At 69.1% G+C, this 16,347-nt stretch carries 18 protein-coding genes; 14 read left to right on the top strand and 4 right to left on the bottom strand.

The genetic code is table 11. The annotated features are described in order from the left end of the window. The first annotated feature begins 586 nt into the window (after positions 1–586). From ABZ887_RS49645 to ABZ887_RS49635, 3 genes are all read left to right on the top strand, one after another. Positions 587–1,087, top strand: coding sequence for a hypothetical protein (locus ABZ887_RS49645; RefSeq protein ID WP_361306073.1), 501 nt, complete (start codon positions 587–589; stop codon positions 1,085–1,087). Between the two features lie 423 nt (positions 1,088–1,510). Then, a complete protein-coding gene (locus ABZ887_RS49640) occupies positions 1,511–1,984 on the top strand; it encodes a nuclear transport factor 2 family protein (RefSeq protein WP_361306071.1) in 474 nt (157 codons plus the stop codon). Positions 1,985–2,009: 25 nt separating this feature from the next. Then, on the top strand, positions 2,010–2,558 hold the full coding sequence (locus ABZ887_RS49635; RefSeq protein ID WP_361306069.1) for a TetR/AcrR family transcriptional regulator: 549 nt from the start codon (positions 2,010–2,012) through the stop codon (positions 2,556–2,558). Between the two features lie 131 nt (positions 2,559–2,689). On the opposite strand, the gene ABZ887_RS49630 is transcribed toward ABZ887_RS49635, so the two are convergent. The 4 genes from ABZ887_RS49630 to ABZ887_RS49615 form a co-directional block, all read right to left on the bottom strand. Continuing rightward, a complete protein-coding gene (locus ABZ887_RS49630; RefSeq protein WP_361306075.1) occupies positions 2,690–3,619 on the bottom strand; it encodes an IS5 family transposase in 930 nt (309 codons plus the stop codon). A 32-nt stretch (positions 3,620–3,651) separates the two neighbouring features. Continuing rightward, complete coding sequence (locus tag ABZ887_RS49625; protein ID WP_361306067.1) at positions 3,652–3,852, bottom strand: hypothetical protein; 201 nt, start codon at positions 3,850–3,852, stop codon at positions 3,652–3,654. A 212-nt stretch (positions 3,853–4,064) separates the two neighbouring features. Further along, complete coding sequence (locus ABZ887_RS49620; RefSeq protein ID WP_361306065.1) at positions 4,065–5,018, bottom strand: DUF6192 family protein; 954 nt, start codon at positions 5,016–5,018, stop codon at positions 4,065–4,067. 237 nt (positions 5,019–5,255) lie between these two features. Beyond that, positions 5,256–5,567 carry a hypothetical protein gene (locus ABZ887_RS49615; protein ID WP_361306063.1) on the bottom strand — a complete coding sequence of 104 codons (312 nt, stop codon included), beginning with the start codon at positions 5,565–5,567 and terminating at the stop codon, positions 5,256–5,258. Between the two features lie 81 nt (positions 5,568–5,648). On the opposite strand from ABZ887_RS49615, the gene ABZ887_RS49610 reads away from it, so the two are divergent. The 11 genes from ABZ887_RS49610 to ABZ887_RS49560 all read left to right on the top strand — a co-directional run bounded on the left by ABZ887_RS49610 (position 5,649) and on the right by ABZ887_RS49560 (position 16,153). After that, complete coding sequence (locus ABZ887_RS49610; protein ID WP_361306061.1) at positions 5,649–5,825, top strand: hypothetical protein; 177 nt, start codon at positions 5,649–5,651, stop codon at positions 5,823–5,825. A gap of 1,131 nt (positions 5,826–6,956) precedes the next feature. After that, on the top strand, positions 6,957–8,015 hold the full coding sequence (gene mgrA / locus ABZ887_RS49605; RefSeq protein ID WP_361306059.1) for an L-glyceraldehyde 3-phosphate reductase: 1,059 nt from the start codon (positions 6,957–6,959) through the stop codon (positions 8,013–8,015). A gap of 518 nt (positions 8,016–8,533) precedes the next feature. After that, positions 8,534–9,202: a response regulator transcription factor gene (locus ABZ887_RS49600; RefSeq protein WP_361306057.1), complete on the top strand. Its 669-nt coding sequence runs from the start codon at positions 8,534–8,536 to the stop codon at positions 9,200–9,202. Next, positions 9,199–10,326, top strand: coding sequence for a histidine kinase (locus tag ABZ887_RS49595; RefSeq protein WP_361306055.1), 1,128 nt, complete (start codon positions 9,199–9,201; stop codon positions 10,324–10,326). The genes ABZ887_RS49600 and ABZ887_RS49595 overlap by 4 nt, the downstream gene beginning before the upstream one ends. Before the next feature lie 618 nt (positions 10,327–10,944). Then, positions 10,945–11,229 carry a replication-relaxation family protein gene (locus ABZ887_RS49590; RefSeq protein ID WP_361306053.1) on the top strand — a complete coding sequence of 95 codons (285 nt, stop codon included), beginning with the start codon at positions 10,945–10,947 and terminating at the stop codon, positions 11,227–11,229. A gap of 729 nt (positions 11,230–11,958) precedes the next feature. After that, a complete protein-coding gene (locus tag ABZ887_RS49585) occupies positions 11,959–12,132 on the top strand; it encodes a hypothetical protein (protein ID WP_361306051.1) in 174 nt (57 codons plus the stop codon). Between the two features lie 51 nt (positions 12,133–12,183). Then, a complete protein-coding gene (locus ABZ887_RS49580) occupies positions 12,184–12,429 on the top strand; it encodes a hypothetical protein (RefSeq protein WP_361306049.1) in 246 nt (81 codons plus the stop codon). A gap of 457 nt (positions 12,430–12,886) precedes the next feature. Continuing rightward, a complete protein-coding gene (locus ABZ887_RS49575; protein WP_361306047.1) occupies positions 12,887–13,024 on the top strand; it encodes a hypothetical protein in 138 nt (45 codons plus the stop codon). 560 nt (positions 13,025–13,584) lie between these two features. Then, on the top strand, positions 13,585–14,385 hold the full coding sequence (locus ABZ887_RS49570; RefSeq protein WP_361306045.1) for an N-acetylmuramoyl-L-alanine amidase: 801 nt from the start codon (positions 13,585–13,587) through the stop codon (positions 14,383–14,385). 587 nt (positions 14,386–14,972) lie between these two features. Next, positions 14,973–15,821, top strand: a complete 849-nt coding sequence (locus ABZ887_RS49565; RefSeq protein WP_361306043.1) for an IS5 family transposase — start codon at positions 14,973–14,975, stop codon at positions 15,819–15,821. Beyond that, entirely contained in the window at positions 15,818–16,153 is a 336-nt protein-coding gene (locus tag ABZ887_RS49560) for a hypothetical protein (RefSeq protein ID WP_361306041.1), read from the top strand. The genes ABZ887_RS49565 and ABZ887_RS49560 overlap by 4 nt, the downstream gene beginning before the upstream one ends. Positions 16,154–16,347 lie beyond the last annotated feature (194 nt).

Raw genomic sequence — 16,347 nt, 5'->3', positions numbered from 1 at the left:
AGGACCCTCGACAAGTCCCATCGTTGCAGGTCAGCAGCACTCTCCGCTTATTTGATCAAGACCCGGACAACCCCACTCGCGAAAGCGCGAGGCTAGCAGCCCCACCACCGAATCCGGGACCGCCTGAGCTCACGGTGACCGTGCAGGACGCAGCCCCGGAAGCGACGAGCTGCGAATTCTACGCGTCACAGCCCAAACACAGCGGCTCCCGAATGACGGGTACCGGAGGCATCAGTACGTGCTCAGGTGGTCCCGTGGCCTGCACCAGCGAGGTGGACCTCGAGTACTACAGCAACACTTCGAGCATGTGGTACACAACCGGAACCGCGCGTCAGGCCCTGTGCGCGCCACCTCTGCGGTCGTCCACCGCAGCGGCAACCTGCGTGAACCACACCGGTGACCCAAACCGTGCCTTCCGCACCACAACGTACGGGACCTTCGTGTCCTCGATCGGCACCCCCGCCAGCGGCGTCGTATACAGCGACCTTCTGTACGTCCCCTGCACCTAGTGGGAAATTGGAGGGTCTGGTGGTCATCGGTCTACTCCCGGCGCCGGGCCCTCCACTCGCCGTCGAGAGGAATTACCGTGACCTCGGACCACGACATGCTGTGGCATCGGTGCACATATCTGGGCCGTGTCCTGCTTCCGCTGGTGGACCAAGAGCCGTGGCGGCAAGCTCGCCGCCACGAGAACCTGCAGGCCTGGGGTATCGACACGGCAGCAGGCGAGCGGCTGATCGAGACCTTCGCAGCCCTCGCGGCCCATGCCGTAGCGGTCGACTCTTCCCTGTCCGCTGCCAAACTAGATGCCGTGTCCCTCAACGTCGTGGCCGATGCGGCGACCGGCAAGCGCGACTACGAACTGCTGGCCGGACTCCCGGACACCTTCACCGACGACCATGTCGAACACGCCGTCAACGTCTTCCGCCTACACGTCTACAAGGGCGGAGAGTACGGTCACCGGCTCACCCGGCTGAGCACGGAACTGCGCCACGCGCTGCTCGTCCTCGCCGAACGCGCACCGATACGGACCCCCACGTGCGGGGACGTCTTCCGCCGGGCAGCCGAGACCGGCTTGCCGCAGTGACGATGCCGCAGGGGCTGTCAGGGGATCTCGGCTTCGGCCTGCCGCTCGGCTACGACGGACCGGCTCTGGCAGTCCTCGCACACGTGCGGGTGCGACTGACGCCAGTCATGCACGACCGATGCCCAGCGGTCGACGTGTGAACTTGTTCCCGCAGCCCGCGCACACGGGGCGCCGGGCTTCCCGTTCCACACGCTGTCGCTCCTCTTCCCGAGCCGCTTAGAAGCTGTGCCAGAACCGGTGATCCGTGACGCTGCGTGACGGGCGCCCATAGTGCCGGGCCGTCGCCAGCCGCCTACGGGGCGTTTTCTGGACACCATCCTCTACGTGAACCGGATCGGGGCCCCTGAAGCTACCTCTGCTCGCCTACCCGAAGCGGCTGCCGACGTGGTAGGTTATAGGTCGACCACTAACGTAGGAGTGAAGATGACAGTCACGGAAGACGACGCCGCCCGCCGGGCCGCTGCCCAGCACGCCCTGGCCGAGCACCTGCGCCTTACCGCCGCGGGACGCGTCGAGGAATGGGTGGAACTTTTCGCCCCGGACGCGGTGCTGGAGTTCCCGTACGCGCCGGCCGGTGTGCCCCAGCGGGTGACGGGGCGAGACGCGCTGGTCGCGCACATGAGCAACTTTCCCGGGACCTTCGACGTGGAGTTCGTCGACCTGGTCTTCCACGACACGGTCGATCCGCGTCTGGTGATCGCCGAGTTCCGCTCGAAGGGCACGGCTCTGCCGACCGGCAAGCCGTACGAGCAGGTGTGCATCTCCGTCGTGCGGACCGATGACGACGGGCGTATCACCCACTACCTGGACTACTGGAACCCGCTGGTGGCGATCGAGGCGCTCACGCCCGACGACGTGCCGTCCGACTCCGACCTCAGCGTGACTTTTGGGGGCTGAGGGGAGCCGTGTTTGACTGACGCCCATGCCTGCCGCCGGTACCAGCACGAAGAGCGACGAACGACGCCGGGCCATCATGGCCGCCGCGGTCGACTGCTTCGCGCAAAAAGGTTTCTACGGCACGACGACGCACGAGATCGCAGCGTGGGTCGGCGTCTCTCAGCCGTACCTCTACCGCCTGTACCCGAACAAGGAAGCGCTGTTCGCGGCGGCGGTCGACCACGTGTCGGTCGTCATGGCCGACACGCTGGTCGCTCACTCGCCGGCGTCGGGCGGGGCCGGCCTCTCGCCCGACGTGGCGTTGGATGCCGCACGCGGCGCCTACGCCGCGCTCGTCGCGGACCGGAACATCCTGCGTTTCTTGATGCATGCGAACTGTGCCGTCGGCGAGCCGCTGGTGGCACAGGCCGTGCGCCGGTGCTACGCCAAGCAGGTTGACACCGTCCGGCAGCTGCTGGGCGACGACGAGGCCGTGAGGCGCTGGTTCGGCGCCGGAATGCTCGACAACGTGGTCGCCGTGCTGGGGCTGGCCGACATCGATGAACCGTGGGCGCATGTCCTTACCGCTCGATGACCCGCCACCCGGGGTACGCCCGCGCCGATTGACTCGGCGGTTGCAGGAGTGGGGCGGCAGCCTGCCGGCCGCGCGAGTGCCGTGCCCGGGTCGCGCCACGCTGCTGCCAGCGAGGGAAAGGTAATCCGAGGTCAGCGCAAGGTGGTGGGGGCCAGCCGGATCGTCTGTGGCTGCTGCATCCGGATGCGTATGGGCTTGGGCTTGCCGGCCACTTTCACCGGCTCGACAGGGTGCGGTGACGTGCGCGGTGGTCGGGGAGGGCGGGTGAGGCGGCGGACCATGAGGGTGATGAAGGTCCACGTGATGTGGGCCTCGCTGTGGGAGATGAGCCGCTCGTAGTCGCGCACGTTTCTCCTGGCTCTCATGATCCATGAGATCGCCCGCTCGACTCGCCACCTCTTCGCCAGGACGGCGAATCCGTCCTGGTCCTTGCGGCGGGGCACGGTCTTCAGGGTGATCCCGAGGAAGGTGTGGGACCAGTCGATAAGGGTTCCGCCGTAGGCGGAGTCTGCCCAGGCGGCGGTGAGTTCGGGGTGGGTCAGGCGAAGCCGGAACAACTGGTCGCGCGCGGGGATGCTGTCGTGCGGGGAGGCGGGGGTCACCATGACGGCGATCGGCATGCCCCGCATGTCCACGGCCAGGTGCCGCTTCCTGCCGTTGATCAGCTTCCCGCCGTCGAAACCGCGGGTGTCCTGGCCCACTGTTTCAGCGCCCTTGACGGACTGGGAGTCCAGGATCACCGCGACGGTGCGGGCATTGAGGCCGTCATGAAGGCGGACCAGTTCGTGCAGTTCGGCATGGATGCGGGCCAGGTCCCCGCTTGCCCGCCACCTCTGAAAGAACCCATAAACAGTGCGCCAGGGGATCCCGAAGTCGACGGGAACGGCCCTCCACTTGCACCCATTGTCGTTGACGTAGCGGATGGCATCGACCACGTTGCGGCGCGGGTGCTTCTCCGGGCGTCCGCCCGTGGGCAACGTGCAGGCCGGGACAGGCAGCAGTGGTTCGAGGACGGCCCATTCGGCGTCTGAGGTGTCACTGGGGTAGCGCCGCTCGCGCATGGTCGGCGGCCGGGTCTCATTGATGGTGTTCATCAGCGTTCCATGCGGGTGAGGACTTCCAGGGTGGCCTTGACGCCGCCGAGCTGGTCCAGGACCAGGCGGATCCATTCGTCGTCGGGGGCCTTCCTGGCGTGCGGGGCGATGATCCCGGTGATGAAGTTGGTGACCCGGTGCAGTTCCGCCTGGAAGATCGCCCGCTCGTAGGAGATCCAGACCTCGCTCTCCTCGGACATCTGAAAACCGTCCCGTCTGCTGTAGGTCACCGGCGGAAGGCCTTCCTTGACCGCGACCTTCCGAAGGAACCTCAGGCCCGCCCAGACCTGCGACGGCGTGCGCTTGGTCGCCCGGCACAACTGGGGAAGCGTCAAACCCGCTGGCCGTGCCTCCTGCAGAGCCTTGCGTACCGCCTGGCCGTGGACGTGGGCGGGCAGCCCCGCCCCCATGACTACTGGCCTCGCAGCAGCTGGGCGAGCTGTTCGTCGAGATCGACCTGCCCGGTCGCGGCCGCAGTCTCGATCCAGTCAGCGGTCGCGCGGATCTTCTCCAAGTGGTTTTCCAACAACTTCGTCTGGGTGGCGGTGAACTCATGCCCTCGCAGCTTCGGGACCAGCCGGGCAGCCCCGGCGATGAACCCCTGACAGACGGCGATCAGGTCGGAGAACTCCATCGACTTCCGCCAGCTGTGGACGATGCGGGCCGGGTCGTCGAACCGGTCGCCGTCCTCGTCGGTGCCGAAGGTGTTGTCGTAGTCCTCCTCGAACTCGTCATCTTCGAGTTCGGCCTGCTCGAACTGGGCCTCGTTCACGTTCTCCCGGGCCTCGGGGTCGCGCATGGCCTTGAACGCCACCTCCGGCCGGCGCAGGAAGTCGGTGGCCACCTGCGCCGCCACCACCTCGTCATCACGCGCCAACTCCCGGATCGCCTCGACCTTCTCCTGGACGGTGACCGGGACCAGGACCTCCTCGGTCTTCCAGCCCACTAACTTCTTCGCCACCTCCGCACTCCACCGGCGCCGGCCGGTGCGTTCGCTCAACGGCGGGTTCCCGATCAGCTCGAACCGGTCCGGTACGGAGGCCAGGATCCGGTGGACCTCCCAGGAGACCCCCGTCTGCCGGTGCTCGACGGGCCATTGCGCGGCCACCCACCGGTGCGTCCGGACCGTGTAGAAGGACAGCCCGATCTCGTCTGCGAACAGCCGCAGCGATTCCTCCACACCCTGGTCACCCTCGTCGAGCGGCAGGTGACCGCCGTGCCCGCGAAGCGGTTCCAGCTCCAGAGCGGCGTCCCCGAGGCCGAACTGGCAGCGGGTGTCCTCCTCCACCATGTCCAGAGACTCGGCCACCAGCTCGTCGTAACGGCTCCGTGTGACCTTCCCGACCATCTCCACCTTTGGGGCCATGGCGCACCACCCGGCGCGGGCCGAAGCGTCGGCGTCCTGCGTCGGCTGCGGAACACCGGCCCGGCGATGCGCCCAGAGTCCACCCCGCACCACCAACATCACCAGATTCCGAGCCAACATGGCCAATTCTGGCCCCTATAGCGACCCATGGCGCCCTGCAGCACCCGCCGGTCCACCAGTCACGGAGCGTCACAGATCACCGGTTCTGACACAGCTTCTCACCGGGTGGAGACGGCGTCAGCCCGCCTGCGCGGCGGCATCGGTGGCTTCCGGCGCCGGCGCCGGGGCGGTGGCGGGCGTGGGGGCCGGCCGGGACTGCTTCTTGAGGCCGAGTCCGATGAAGGCACCGCCGAGCGTCCCCGTGGCCGCGGCCCACCCTGCCGTCCGCAGCCCGCCGACCAGCGCATGCGGGCCGGGGTGGTGGCCGGCGTGCGCGTTGGCCACCGCGACCAGGGCCGCGAGGCCGAGGGCGCCGCCGATCTGACGGCACGTGGAGGCGAGCGCCGAGGCGACCCCCTGCTGGGCCGGTTCGGCCCCCGAGGACGCCACCGCGACGAAGAGCGACGGGAAGGCGAAGCCGCCGCCGGCGCCCCAGATCGCGATCCCCGGCAGCAGTGCCCAGTAGGAGCCGTGCGTGGACAGCCGGCGATGATCGCGGCCAGTCCGACGGCGGTACCGGCGGTGCCGAGGAAGAGCGTCGTGCGGACCCCCAGCAGGCCCAGCACCCGGGCGTTGAGCTTCATCGCCACCGCCATGCAGATCACGGTCGGCGGCAGGAAGGCGATGCCGGCGGCGAACGGGCTGTAGTCCAGCACGGACTGCAGGTAGGTGGTGAGCAGGTAGTACGTACCGCCCAGAGATGCCTGGAAGACGATCAGCGCCAGCATGGGGACGTTCAGGCCCCGCAGGCGGAACAGCTTCAGGGGCACCAGGGGGTCGGCGGAGCGCTTCTCGATCAGGACGAACAGCGCCAGCAGCAGCGCGCCGACCATCAGGGCGCCGGCCATCAGGGCGCCGAGGCCCTCCAGCGAGCCCCAGCCCTTGTCCGGGCCGCTGACCAAGCCGAACACCAGCAGTGTCGAACCGATGGTGGCGACTGCGGCGCCGACGGCGCCGAAGCTGCGGCCGGTGCCGAGCGGGCGGCCGGGCGGCAGGATCCGGGTCTTGCACGAGGCCGGCCGACCAGCCTGTCACCACCGACCACACCCGCAGCCGCGCTCCTGGCCCGCCTCACTCCCCCACGCCACCCCTGACCGGCACAGACCCGCTCCGCCTGATCCACCCCGCCACAGAAAACCCTCCGCCGACCACCGGATTCCAAAACGGCCGCCGGACTCACACTCCAGACGGCTCTCCGGCTCCTGAACCCCCATGGAAACCCCGGCTCGGACCAGTACGGCACGACGACCAGGAACCCCGCAGCGATCACCGGACCAGCAGCTCGACGCACCACTCATGCAGTGAACCTCCGCGGATTCGCCAGAGCAGACGGCTGCGCCCGCCACGCTGCCGGCCGGTGACGGGTTCCGGCAGCACCTGATCGCCGGCGCCCGCCTGATCGCCGGCGCCCGGGGACATGACAGACATGCCACTGCACCGACGGGAAACCCGGGACCATTCCCGCACGGCCACCGGCCAACCGCCCGGACAGCCAGACCGAACACGACCCCGAGCCTCGCCGAGCACGCCCGAACGCGGCCGCTGCCCCGGCTCCGGATCCCCGCCGGAAGAGGCGGGACACCGGACCAGCCCCCCCTGAAGACCGCTGCTCCGCCACAGGCAGCGGCCACGCCTGCCCCGCGGGGCCCTCTTTGAGAAATGACACCGATGAATGCGATGCGCGGGAGCTGTTGGACTCGGAAAACGAGCCGGGGCACAGTAGGCACGTTCACCCCCCCCGAACGGCACAAAAACCCACTGCCACCTGCGGAGACCCCCATGAACCACGTCGCGGACCCCGAGCGGTACAACGGCACGATGCGCTACCGGCGCACCGGGCGCTCGGGCCTCGACCTGCCCGTCCTGTCCCTGGGCTACTGGCACAACTTCGGCGACGACCGCTCCTTCGAGAGCCAGCGGGACATCGCCCTGCGCGCCTTCGACCTCGGAATCACCCACCACGACCTGGCCAACAACTACGGCCCGCCCTACGGCTCCGCAGAACTCACCTTCGGGCGGCTGCTCAGGCAGGACCTCGCACCGTACCGGGACGAACTGGTCGTCTCCACGAAGGCCGGCTGGGACATGTGGCCCGGCCCCTACGGCCAGGGCGGCGGCTCCCGCAAGTACCTGCTGGCCTCCCTCGACCAGTCCCTGGGGCGCACGGGCCTCGACTACGTCGACATCTTCTACTCCCACCGCCTCGACACCGGCACCCCCCTGGAGGAGACGATGGGCGCGCTGGATACCGCCGTCCGCCAGGGCAAGGCCCTGTACGCCGGGATCTCCTCCTACGACGCCGAGCGCACCCGGCAGGCCGCCGCGATCCTGCGGGACCTGGGCACCCCCCTGCTCATCCACCAGCCGTCGTACAGCATGGTCAACCGCTGGATCGAGACCGACGGACTGCTCGACGCGGCACAGGAGGAGGGCTTCGGCGTCATCGGGTTCACCGCGCTCGCGCAGGGCCTGCTCACCGGACGCTACCTCGACGGCATCCCCGAGGACTCCCGGGCCGCGGCCGGCACGTCCTTCGACAGGAACTGGCTGTCCGGCGACATGATCAGCCGGCTCCGCGCGCTCGACGCCCTCGCCCGGCGCCGCGGGCAGACCCTCGCACAGATGGCACTCGCCTGGGCCCTGCGTGACCGGCGCATCACCTCACTGGTCATCGGCGCCTCCCGCACCGAGCAGCTCGAACAGAACGTCGCCGCCCTGCAGAACCTGGAATTCACCGCCGAGGAACTGGCCGACATCGACACCCACACCGTCGACGGCGGCGTCGACGGCGGCGGCGTCGACCTGTGGCACGACGCCCGCACCGGACAGATGAACTAAAACCACACACACGCACACGCGCGCCGGCCGGCGGCCTGCGCAACGGCCGGCACGACCCCGGCTCCGGCGGCCGACACCGCCCCGCCCGCTCCTGCCGAGAACCGGCCGCCGGGCCGCCGGGCCGCCGGGCCGCCGGCAGGAACGTGCCATCCGGGAACAGGGGGCGAGCCGCCCCGGCCTCCCGGCGGCAAGACCGGGCCCCGCCGGCGCACGGCCGGGCGAAAAGCAGACGGGCGGCCACGGTCCCGCGACCCGTCCCGCACCCTGTGCTCTCCCCCCTCCCCGGCTCGGCCTCCCCGGCCGGCGCCGTGCGGCGAGCGGGGAGGTCCCGGCTGCGGCCCCGGCGGGCGGGCCGCGCCGTTCGCCGGGGCCGCCCGCCCGCCGCCGGCCGGCGAGGGCACCGCCCGCCGACCGGCTGAGACCACGCCGCCAACCGGCGGGTTCCGCGTGCCGGCCGCCCAAGGACCCGCTCCCGCACGGGTAGGCCCCGACGGAGGCATGCGACGAGCGGAGCACACATGATCCGGGTCCTGGTGGTCGACGACGAAGCCCTGATCCGCACGGGTTTCACACACATCCTCCAAGCCGCCGACGACATCGACGTCGTCGCCGCGGTACCCGGCGGCCAGGCCGTCCGGGCGGTGCGGGAACTGTGCCCCGACGTCGTCCTGCTCGACATCCGCATGCCCGACGTGGACGGGCTGACAATCCTCGCCGAACTGCGCCGCATGCCGAAGGCCCCGGTCACCGCCATGCTCACCACCTTCGACACCGACGAGTACGTGACGAGAGCCCTGCGCTCGGGCGCCGCGGGATTCCTCCTCAAGGACACCGACCCCGAACAGCTCCCCTACCTCGTACGCAGCCTGGCCGGGGAAGGGACCGTGCTCTCCTCCAAGGTCACCCGGCGGGTGGTCGGCGGCTACCTCGACAACAGCGTCCGCGACCTGACCGCCGGCCGCCTCACCGCCCGCCTCACCGAACGCGAACGCCACGTACTGGTCCTCATGGCCGAAGGACTCGCCAACAACGAGATCGGCGAACGCCTGCACCTGAGCACCGGCACCATCAAAGGACACGTCACCAGCGTCCTCGCCAAACTGCAGGTGAGCAGCCGCGTCCAGGCAGCCCTGATCGCCGAGCGCGCGGGACTGCTCACCCGCCCCCGGGACGAGAACCCCCGATGAGCCGGCGACAGCCGCGGGCTGTGCTGATGGACATCGCTCTGGTCGCGGTCGCACTGGCGGACGCATGGGCCCACACCGACCTCGAGGACCGGCCGACCACCGCCTGCGCACTGCTCGGCGCCCTCGCCCTCGTCCTGCGCCACCGCCTGCCCCTGACCACCTTCGCCCTCACCCTCCCCACCGGCCTGGTCACCGACGCCGTGGTCGCCCCCACGGCCGCGCTGTACACCCTGTCCTCCCTCAACCGCCACCGCCTCCTGCTCGGCGGATGCGCACTCCTCTACGCCATCATCGACTTCCTGCCCTGGCCCTGGTCCTCCCTCGACGCCACCGAACTCTCACAGACCAACAGCCTCTTCCACCTCAGCTACACACTCGCCACCGCCGCCGCCCCCGTCTTCCTCGGCCAGCTCGTCCAGGCCCGCCGCGAACTCTCCCTGCGCCTGGCCGACATCTCCCGCGCCCGCAGACAAGAACGCCTGCTCACCGCCCAGAGCGTGCTCGCCAAAGAACGCGCCCAGCTCGCCCGGGAAATACACGACGTCGTCTCCCACCAGGTCAGCCTCATCGCCGTACAAGCCGGAGCACTCCAAGTCGCCGGCCCCGACACCGAGACCAGACAGGCCGCAGCCACCATCCGCCGCCTGAGCGTGCAGACCCTCGAAGAACTCCGCCACATGGTCGGCGTCCTACGCGCCTCCGGCAGCAGACCCACCGAACTCACCCCCCAGCCCTCCCTCGCCGACCTCACACACCTCCTGGAAGCCGGCGGCATCGAAACCACACTCCACACCGACGTACCCGAAGAACTCCCCCCCACCACACAACGCGCCGTCTACCGCACCATCCAGGAAGCACTCACCAACATCCGCAAACACGCCCCCGGCGCCACCGCCACCATCCACATCCACCTCACCCAAGGCATCCTCCACACCACCATCACCAACACCGCCCCCACCCGAAACCCCCTCACCCTCCCCAGCGCCCACCACGGCCTCGCAGGCCTCACCCAACGAGCCGAACTCCTCGGCGGCACCATCACCACCGGCCCCACACCACAAGGCGGCTACCAACTCCAACTCAAACTCCCCCACCACCCCAACCCACCAACCCCACCACCATGACCACCACCCGCCCGTTCACAGACCGCGCGCCGCGGACGGGGCCCCCGCCCACCAGACCACGGTCCGCTCCGGAAACCGCCCAGGCACAGCGCAACCGGTACCCGATGCCCGGCTCCGGCCGAGCCCGGCCCCAGAAGCGGGCCAACCAGCCGCAGGAACGGGCCAGCCGGCCGGCGAGCTGGTTCCTGACACCTGCCGGACGGCACCGCAGCAGGACCCGCACCCACCACAGAGCACATAAGCCACGACGCGCCAGCAGCCATCCGCACTCTGGACCCACTCCCCGGCAACCCCCACCTGAGCCAGGACAGCATCCACACGGCAGACACTGCGAGACCAGCCCCCGTTACCTTTTTCGTGGCTCCGCAACGGGGCCTCCGGCCTTCGGGTCCGGCATGACTTCCCCCTCCTGTTTTTGATGATCCGGGGGTGGTGTCACCGGGTCCGGAGGCATCGACGGACCGCTGATGAGGGGCTTGAGCACCGGCTTCACCCGATCCGGAAGAGCTCTCCGTAACGTGGATGTGGCAGCTCGGCGCCCCTGGCAATGCCGGACGAAAGCGTGATGGAGAGGCCTGCATGTGATCGACACCGGCGACATCGACGTCTTCCTCGACCGTGTCCGATCCGACCGCCGTGCGGCTGAAGGCCAGCCACACGCTGACCGTGACCGAGACGGCGCTCGTCTTCCTCGAGGACGCCCGCCGCCGCGGCGATGTGTGCGAGCCGCTGGACTGGATCCCCGAGGTCCACCACCCGATCGGGAGCAGCGAGGCCGTCATCCCCGACGCGCTCCTGTACTATCGGCGCGGCCCCGCCGACGGCGACAGCGGGTCGACGCTGCGGACGTTCGTGGAGGTCGACCGGGCCACCTGGGCCCCGAGCGTCTCGCCGCCAAGCTGACCGCGTACGAGCGCCTCCACCGCTACGTTCCCGCGGTCCCCGGACGCCGGCCGACCCTCCAGGAACCGGCGGTTGAGGAGTGGCGGCGGCGCTACCCGCTCTTCCCCCGCGTCCTGTTCGTCCTGGACGGCACCGGACCCGCCGGCGTCGACAACCGGATCAGCGCCCTGCGCGCCGGAGCCCGGCTGCCGGCGCCCTCCCGCTTCCTGCACGACGCCCCGTCCTCGCCGCGCCGCTGGCCGACCTGCTCCACCGCGGCCCCTCCGCACCTGTGTGGCGCCCCGTCCACGACCCCGACCGGCGAGTCCCCTGGACCGGCTCCGGGTATCGCCAGACCTGACGTGCGGCCGCGAGGCGTCGGCTGTGCGCTGACCAGGTCGCGTGCTTGTCGCTCAAGTGACACGGTCCCGCCCGAGATCTCCAATTCCAGCACGGATAGTTCGCCAGTACCGCACTATCGGAAGACGGCGGATGCCGGGCTGAGCGCGGGCTCCCATCGGCGACGGATGAGGGAGCGCCCCGCAGTGGTCCAGCGCGGCCGCCATGGGCGTTGCCGACGGCAGCACACATAGGGGGTTCTCATCATGAGCGACGACGACCGGCAACAGAATCCTCCCGCCAACAACGGTCTCGTGATCAACGGCGGCACACACCAGGTGGCCAACATCCCAGCTGGCGGTGCCCCCGCCCGACCGGCTCGCCGGCCTCCTGGACAGGGCGCCAACCGCCATGGCCAAGGCCGTCGTCGCCCTAGTCGCCGTTCATGCCCTCAAACCGACGGAGATCCGCCGCCTACTGCTAGCGGATCTCGATCGTTCTGCCGGGCGCCTGACGATCCACCGCCGCTACGACAGGCGCATCGTTTATCTCGACGAGCTGAGCATGAAACTCCTCACGGAGTGACTTCGTGAACGGTCCGAGCGCTGGGCTCGCAGCATCAACCCGCACCTGTTCGTGACACAGCAGACAGCTTTCGATCTAGACGGTCCGCAGATCGCCAAGTATGGACTTCAGCCGATCTTCACCGAACTCGGCCTCCAGCCGCAGAAACTCAGGATTGACAGACTCCTCGACGAGGCGCACGAGACCGCCGACCCCGTCCACCTGATGCGCGTCTTCGGAATTGCCGACACCACCGCCATGAGATACGTCCAGGCAGCCCACCCGCACCGCTTCGCCAAGGACCCCACCCGAGCATGAATCCCGTTCTGCGGGTTACCGGTGTTCGATCCACCAGACCAAGGCAGTGACCGCGAACCCGCCCAGGGCGGCGGCCACACCTTGGATAAAACTGAAGACGGCAGCCCGGATCAGCCGATGAGCTGTCGGCTTACGTTCGAGTGCAGGCATGGCATCCTCCCCTTGGCGAGAGGCCCGAAACTGTCGCGGGCCCACAAAGGGAAAACCCCGGCCGGGGAGGACCCAGACGAGGTTGCTTGCCGCCGCACGATGGACCTGAGAGTCCTCACCGCGTGGCCTGTAATCCTATAACGCCTGAGTAGCACTCAGTGTTCCCGCTCGGTGGCAGGCTGTTCCGCACCACCACGAACCCGCTGGTCCCGGCCCTCTCCGAAGGCTGGGGGCCAGCGGGTTCCCGGTCAAACGCCTCCGAGAATCTACGAACCCGTCGCCTTGCCGCAGAGTCGAATTCGACTGGATGCTGCTCCTGAAGTGGATCAGGCCAGCCGAGTCGATCGAGGTGCGTTTCGGCACCTCCCGGGCCGGGGCCGTCGACGTCGCGCTGTACACCGCGGCGTCCGTCGACGCGCTCGCCGCGCGGGCCGACGTCGGCTGAGGGCAGCTGCGTTCAGTCGAGAAAGGCCGCCGCTCCCCGCTCGCGGCGCTGGCGAAGCAGGCCGCCGTGGCGTGACGCCGACGCACGCCGTTCGTTGAACGGGTCCGCGGAGCAAGGGACAAGCCTCCGGGGCCGGTTGAGCCCCGGAGGGTTCATCGTCCCTGTGCCCCGCCGTGGAAGGGCCGGCCGCTGCAGGCGCGGGCGTGAGCGCTCGTTGCTCAGATGCCCAACACCTTCACTTCGATCATCCCGGCCAAACCGTCAGTGTCCTGTCTCACTCGATCGAGTCGTCTTCTCAGCGAACCGAGGCGTTCGGGCTTCAGTCACAGCAAGCCTGGTCGCGCCGCCCAGGGCATCAGAGTCCGCTGCAGGACTGTGTGACGGACCCGGCTCCATCCACCCGAATGCGGTCCGTGTCGTCCACGGGATCCACGGCCAGGGCATGCAGATTCTGAGCTGCACTCCGCTGGATGCTCGGACCGTCGTGGACCGAGCCGTCCCGCCCGCTTCCCGCTCCGGTGCCGTCCCGCCCGGAGCCTCGGCCATGCCCTGGAGAATCCATGTCACGCATGCCCGGTGCCGCCTGGCGGCCCGTCGTCAACGCCCACGAGAACGGTGTCCTCGAACAGCGAGGCCTGGTCCTGCACGTCCAGGACGGCAACAACAGCCCCTACGGCTACTTCAACAGTCCCGCCAAGCAGGTCAGCTCGGACTTCTGGGTCAGCACCACGGGCCGGATCGAGCAGTACGTCGAGACCGGCCGCGACTACGCCTTCGCGCAGCATCTGGGCAACCCGTACTACACAAGCGTGGAGACCGAAGGCCACCCGGACACCGCGCTCACCGCCGCCCAGGTGGAGGGGGTGGCGCACATCTACGCCTGGGGGAACTCCACCTTCGGCTGGCCGCTGCACGTCGTGGACAGCACGACCCAGCCCGGCCTGACCTGGCACGGCGTGGGCGGCGAAGCCTGGGGCGGGCACCCGCACTGCCCCGGTGACAAGCGCAAGGCACAGCGCGGCCAGATCATCGCCCGTGCGACGGAGATCCTGGCGCTCGACACGGACGGCGAGCCCAGCATCGACCTCGGCCGCCTCGTCACCCTGACCCACTCCTCCCCAGGCGCCGTGAAAGACCACCCGACCTACCCCGACGGCATCCGCCTCGTCGAGGGGGCCCTGCACGCTGAGGGCCTGCTCGACAGCATCAACACCGACGGCGACTTCGAGTGCCTGACCATCACGGCGTACGCGGCGTGGCAGCGGCGCCTGGGCTACGAAGGCGCCGCTGCGGACGGCGTCCCCGATCAGCCATCCCTGACCAAGCTCGGTCGGCGACACGGCTTCACTGTTACCGCCTGACCGAGCAGATCGACGTCAGCAGGCTTACCGGCATGCCAGGAGCCCGGTACACAGCGGACTGACCGCACGTGTCCGCGACCACATGAACGGTTCGGGAGTCGCCGGCGCCGGAGGACGAAGGCGAATCCAGTCCACTCAGGTCAGCACCGCGCGGACGACCAACCTCGTTGAGACAGGGCAGTAAGCGCTCATATCCCAGACCCGGGCGGAGCGGGACACTGTCACGAGGACTCGGGCGAGTGCAGCGGGCCGTGCTGGCGTACGTGCGCAGCGAGCCCGGCGGCCGCAGCACCGTCGACGGCACCCCGCTGGCGGCGCCTCGGTCACCGGCCTCGCCCGCGTCGTCTACGGAGTCGAGCAGCCGAACGACGCCCAGCGTGCCTCCGTACGGCGGGCAGTGCGCCGCCTCGAGGCCGGCGGCCACGTCGAAGTCTGAGCAGATCATGACATGGCATCGCTCAGGTGCCGGTGTTTGCCCAACTCAGTGGGCGGTTCGTGAGCATATGAGTCATTCTGGTGTCGCCTGATGGTGTGGACAGAGGCGGAACGCGCCGGTCCGATGCCGGTGGCCTGCTGGGATCGGTGGGGTGAGTGAACGCAAGCCGTACCAAGGCGACTTGACGGACGAGCAATGGGCGTTGATCGAGCCGATACTCACGGCCTGGAAGAACCGGCACCGTTCCGTCAGCGGCCACCAGGGCCGCTACTCCATGCGGGAGATCGTGAACTCGATCCTCTACCAGTCCCGGACCGGCTGTCAGTGGGCTCTCCTGCCGAACGACCTGCCGCCGAAGAGTGCGACGTACTACTACTTCGCCGCATGGCGGGACGACGGCACCGACCAGCAGATCCATGAACTCCTGCGCTGCCAGGTGCGGGAGAGGAACCGGCGATTAGAGGACCCGACCCTGGCGATCATGGACACGCAGAGTGTCGGGGCGGCCACCGGGGTCCCCGTGGCCACGACGGGCAAAGACGCCGCGAAACGGGTACCGGGCCGCAAGCGGGGACTGGCCGTGGACGTCCTCGGCCTGGTCATCGCCGTCACCGTGCTGGCCGCGAGCGTCCACGACAACACCGCCGGCATCATTCTGCTCGACCAGGTCGCCGTCGCGGCCGGCGGCTCGGTCAGCAAAGCCCTGGTCGACCAGGGCTTCAAAAATCAGGTCGTCACGCACGGAGCCGCCCTCGGTATCGACGTCGAGATCGTCCAGCGCAACCCTGAGGAGCAGGGATTCGTTCCGCAGCCGAAACGGTGGCGGGTGGAGCAGACGTTCGGGATCTTGATACTGCACCGGCGGCTGGTCCGCGACTACGAACACCGTCCGGCCTCCTCCGCCTCACGCGTCTACTGGGCCATGACCCACGTCATAGCCCGTCGGCTCACCGGCACGAACACGCTCACCTGGCGCGATCCGCGGGTGGCCGGCGCGTGAACCTGAACCCTCTCCCCCAGCCACTCGGCCTTCAGGAAGACGCTGCCCGGGCCCTGGCCGACGATCTCCGCACCCAGATCGACGCCCTGCAGACCCGACTCCGTGAGGCCGAACTGCGTCTGGAACACCTCGCCATCACCCGCACGACCATCACCCGCCTCGCCAACCGAATCCCGGCCCGGACGGTCGACCCAGCAGGAAGTCTGGAGCTGCCTGAGCACCCGGACTACCCGCGCATCCTCGCCGTCTTCAACGACACCTGTAGTTTCCCCGTGATCTTGGACACTCGTCGGTTATGTCGCGAGGGCGTGTTGATGCCTGGGGGTCTGTAAAGCGAGCGGGTCTTCCAAGATTTTCGTAGCGGGTGATCGGGTCAACTGGCCTGTGGTGTCGGCTGGTTGGCGGCGTCATCCTGGTGGTGTGTGCAATAGGGCTGGAAGACCTGTTACCGCAGCTGGCCGCGGTACGGGTCGATCGTGTGGAGGCCAGCGGTGACCTGCTGCGGATCACGGCCCGAACCCGGGAC

The organism is Streptomyces sp. NPDC047061, from assembly GCF_040643955.1.
Lineage (GTDB): Bacteria > Actinomycetota > Actinomycetes > Streptomycetales > Streptomycetaceae > Streptomyces.
Note: the sequence above shows the minus strand (reverse complement) of the source record. Positions and strands in the feature narration are given on the sequence as shown.

Excerpts from the sequence above, each read along its gene's own strand:
- ABZ887_RS49625 (WP_361306067.1), bottom strand. The coding sequence starts at position 3,852 with ATGTCCGAGGAGAGCGAGGTCTGGATCTCCTACGAGCGGGCGATCTTC.
- ABZ887_RS49600 (WP_361306057.1), top strand. The coding sequence starts at position 8,534 with ATGATCCGGGTCCTGGTGGTCGACGACGAAGCCCTGATCCGCACGGGT.
- ABZ887_RS49640 (WP_361306071.1), top strand. The coding sequence starts at position 1,511 with ATGACAGTCACGGAAGACGACGCCGCCCGCCGGGCCGCTGCCCAGCAC.
- ABZ887_RS49595 (WP_361306055.1), top strand. The coding sequence starts at position 9,199 with ATGAGCCGGCGACAGCCGCGGGCTGTGCTGATGGACATCGCTCTGGTC.
- ABZ887_RS49570 (WP_361306045.1), top strand. The coding sequence starts at position 13,585 with ATGTCACGCATGCCCGGTGCCGCCTGGCGGCCCGTCGTCAACGCCCAC.
- ABZ887_RS49575 (WP_361306047.1), top strand. The coding sequence starts at position 12,887 with ATGCTGCTCCTGAAGTGGATCAGGCCAGCCGAGTCGATCGAGGTGCGT.
- ABZ887_RS49630 (WP_361306075.1), bottom strand. The coding sequence starts at position 3,619 with ATGCGCGAGCGGCGCTACCCCAGTGACACCTCAGACGCCGAATGGGCC.
- mgrA (WP_361306059.1), top strand. The coding sequence starts at position 6,957 with ATGAACCACGTCGCGGACCCCGAGCGGTACAACGGCACGATGCGCTAC.
- ABZ887_RS49585 (WP_361306051.1), top strand. The coding sequence starts at position 11,959 with ATGGCCAAGGCCGTCGTCGCCCTAGTCGCCGTTCATGCCCTCAAACCG.
- ABZ887_RS49635 (WP_361306069.1), top strand. The coding sequence starts at position 2,010 with ATGCCTGCCGCCGGTACCAGCACGAAGAGCGACGAACGACGCCGGGCC.
- ABZ887_RS49620 (WP_361306065.1), bottom strand. The coding sequence starts at position 5,018 with ATGGCCCCAAAGGTGGAGATGGTCGGGAAGGTCACACGGAGCCGTTAC.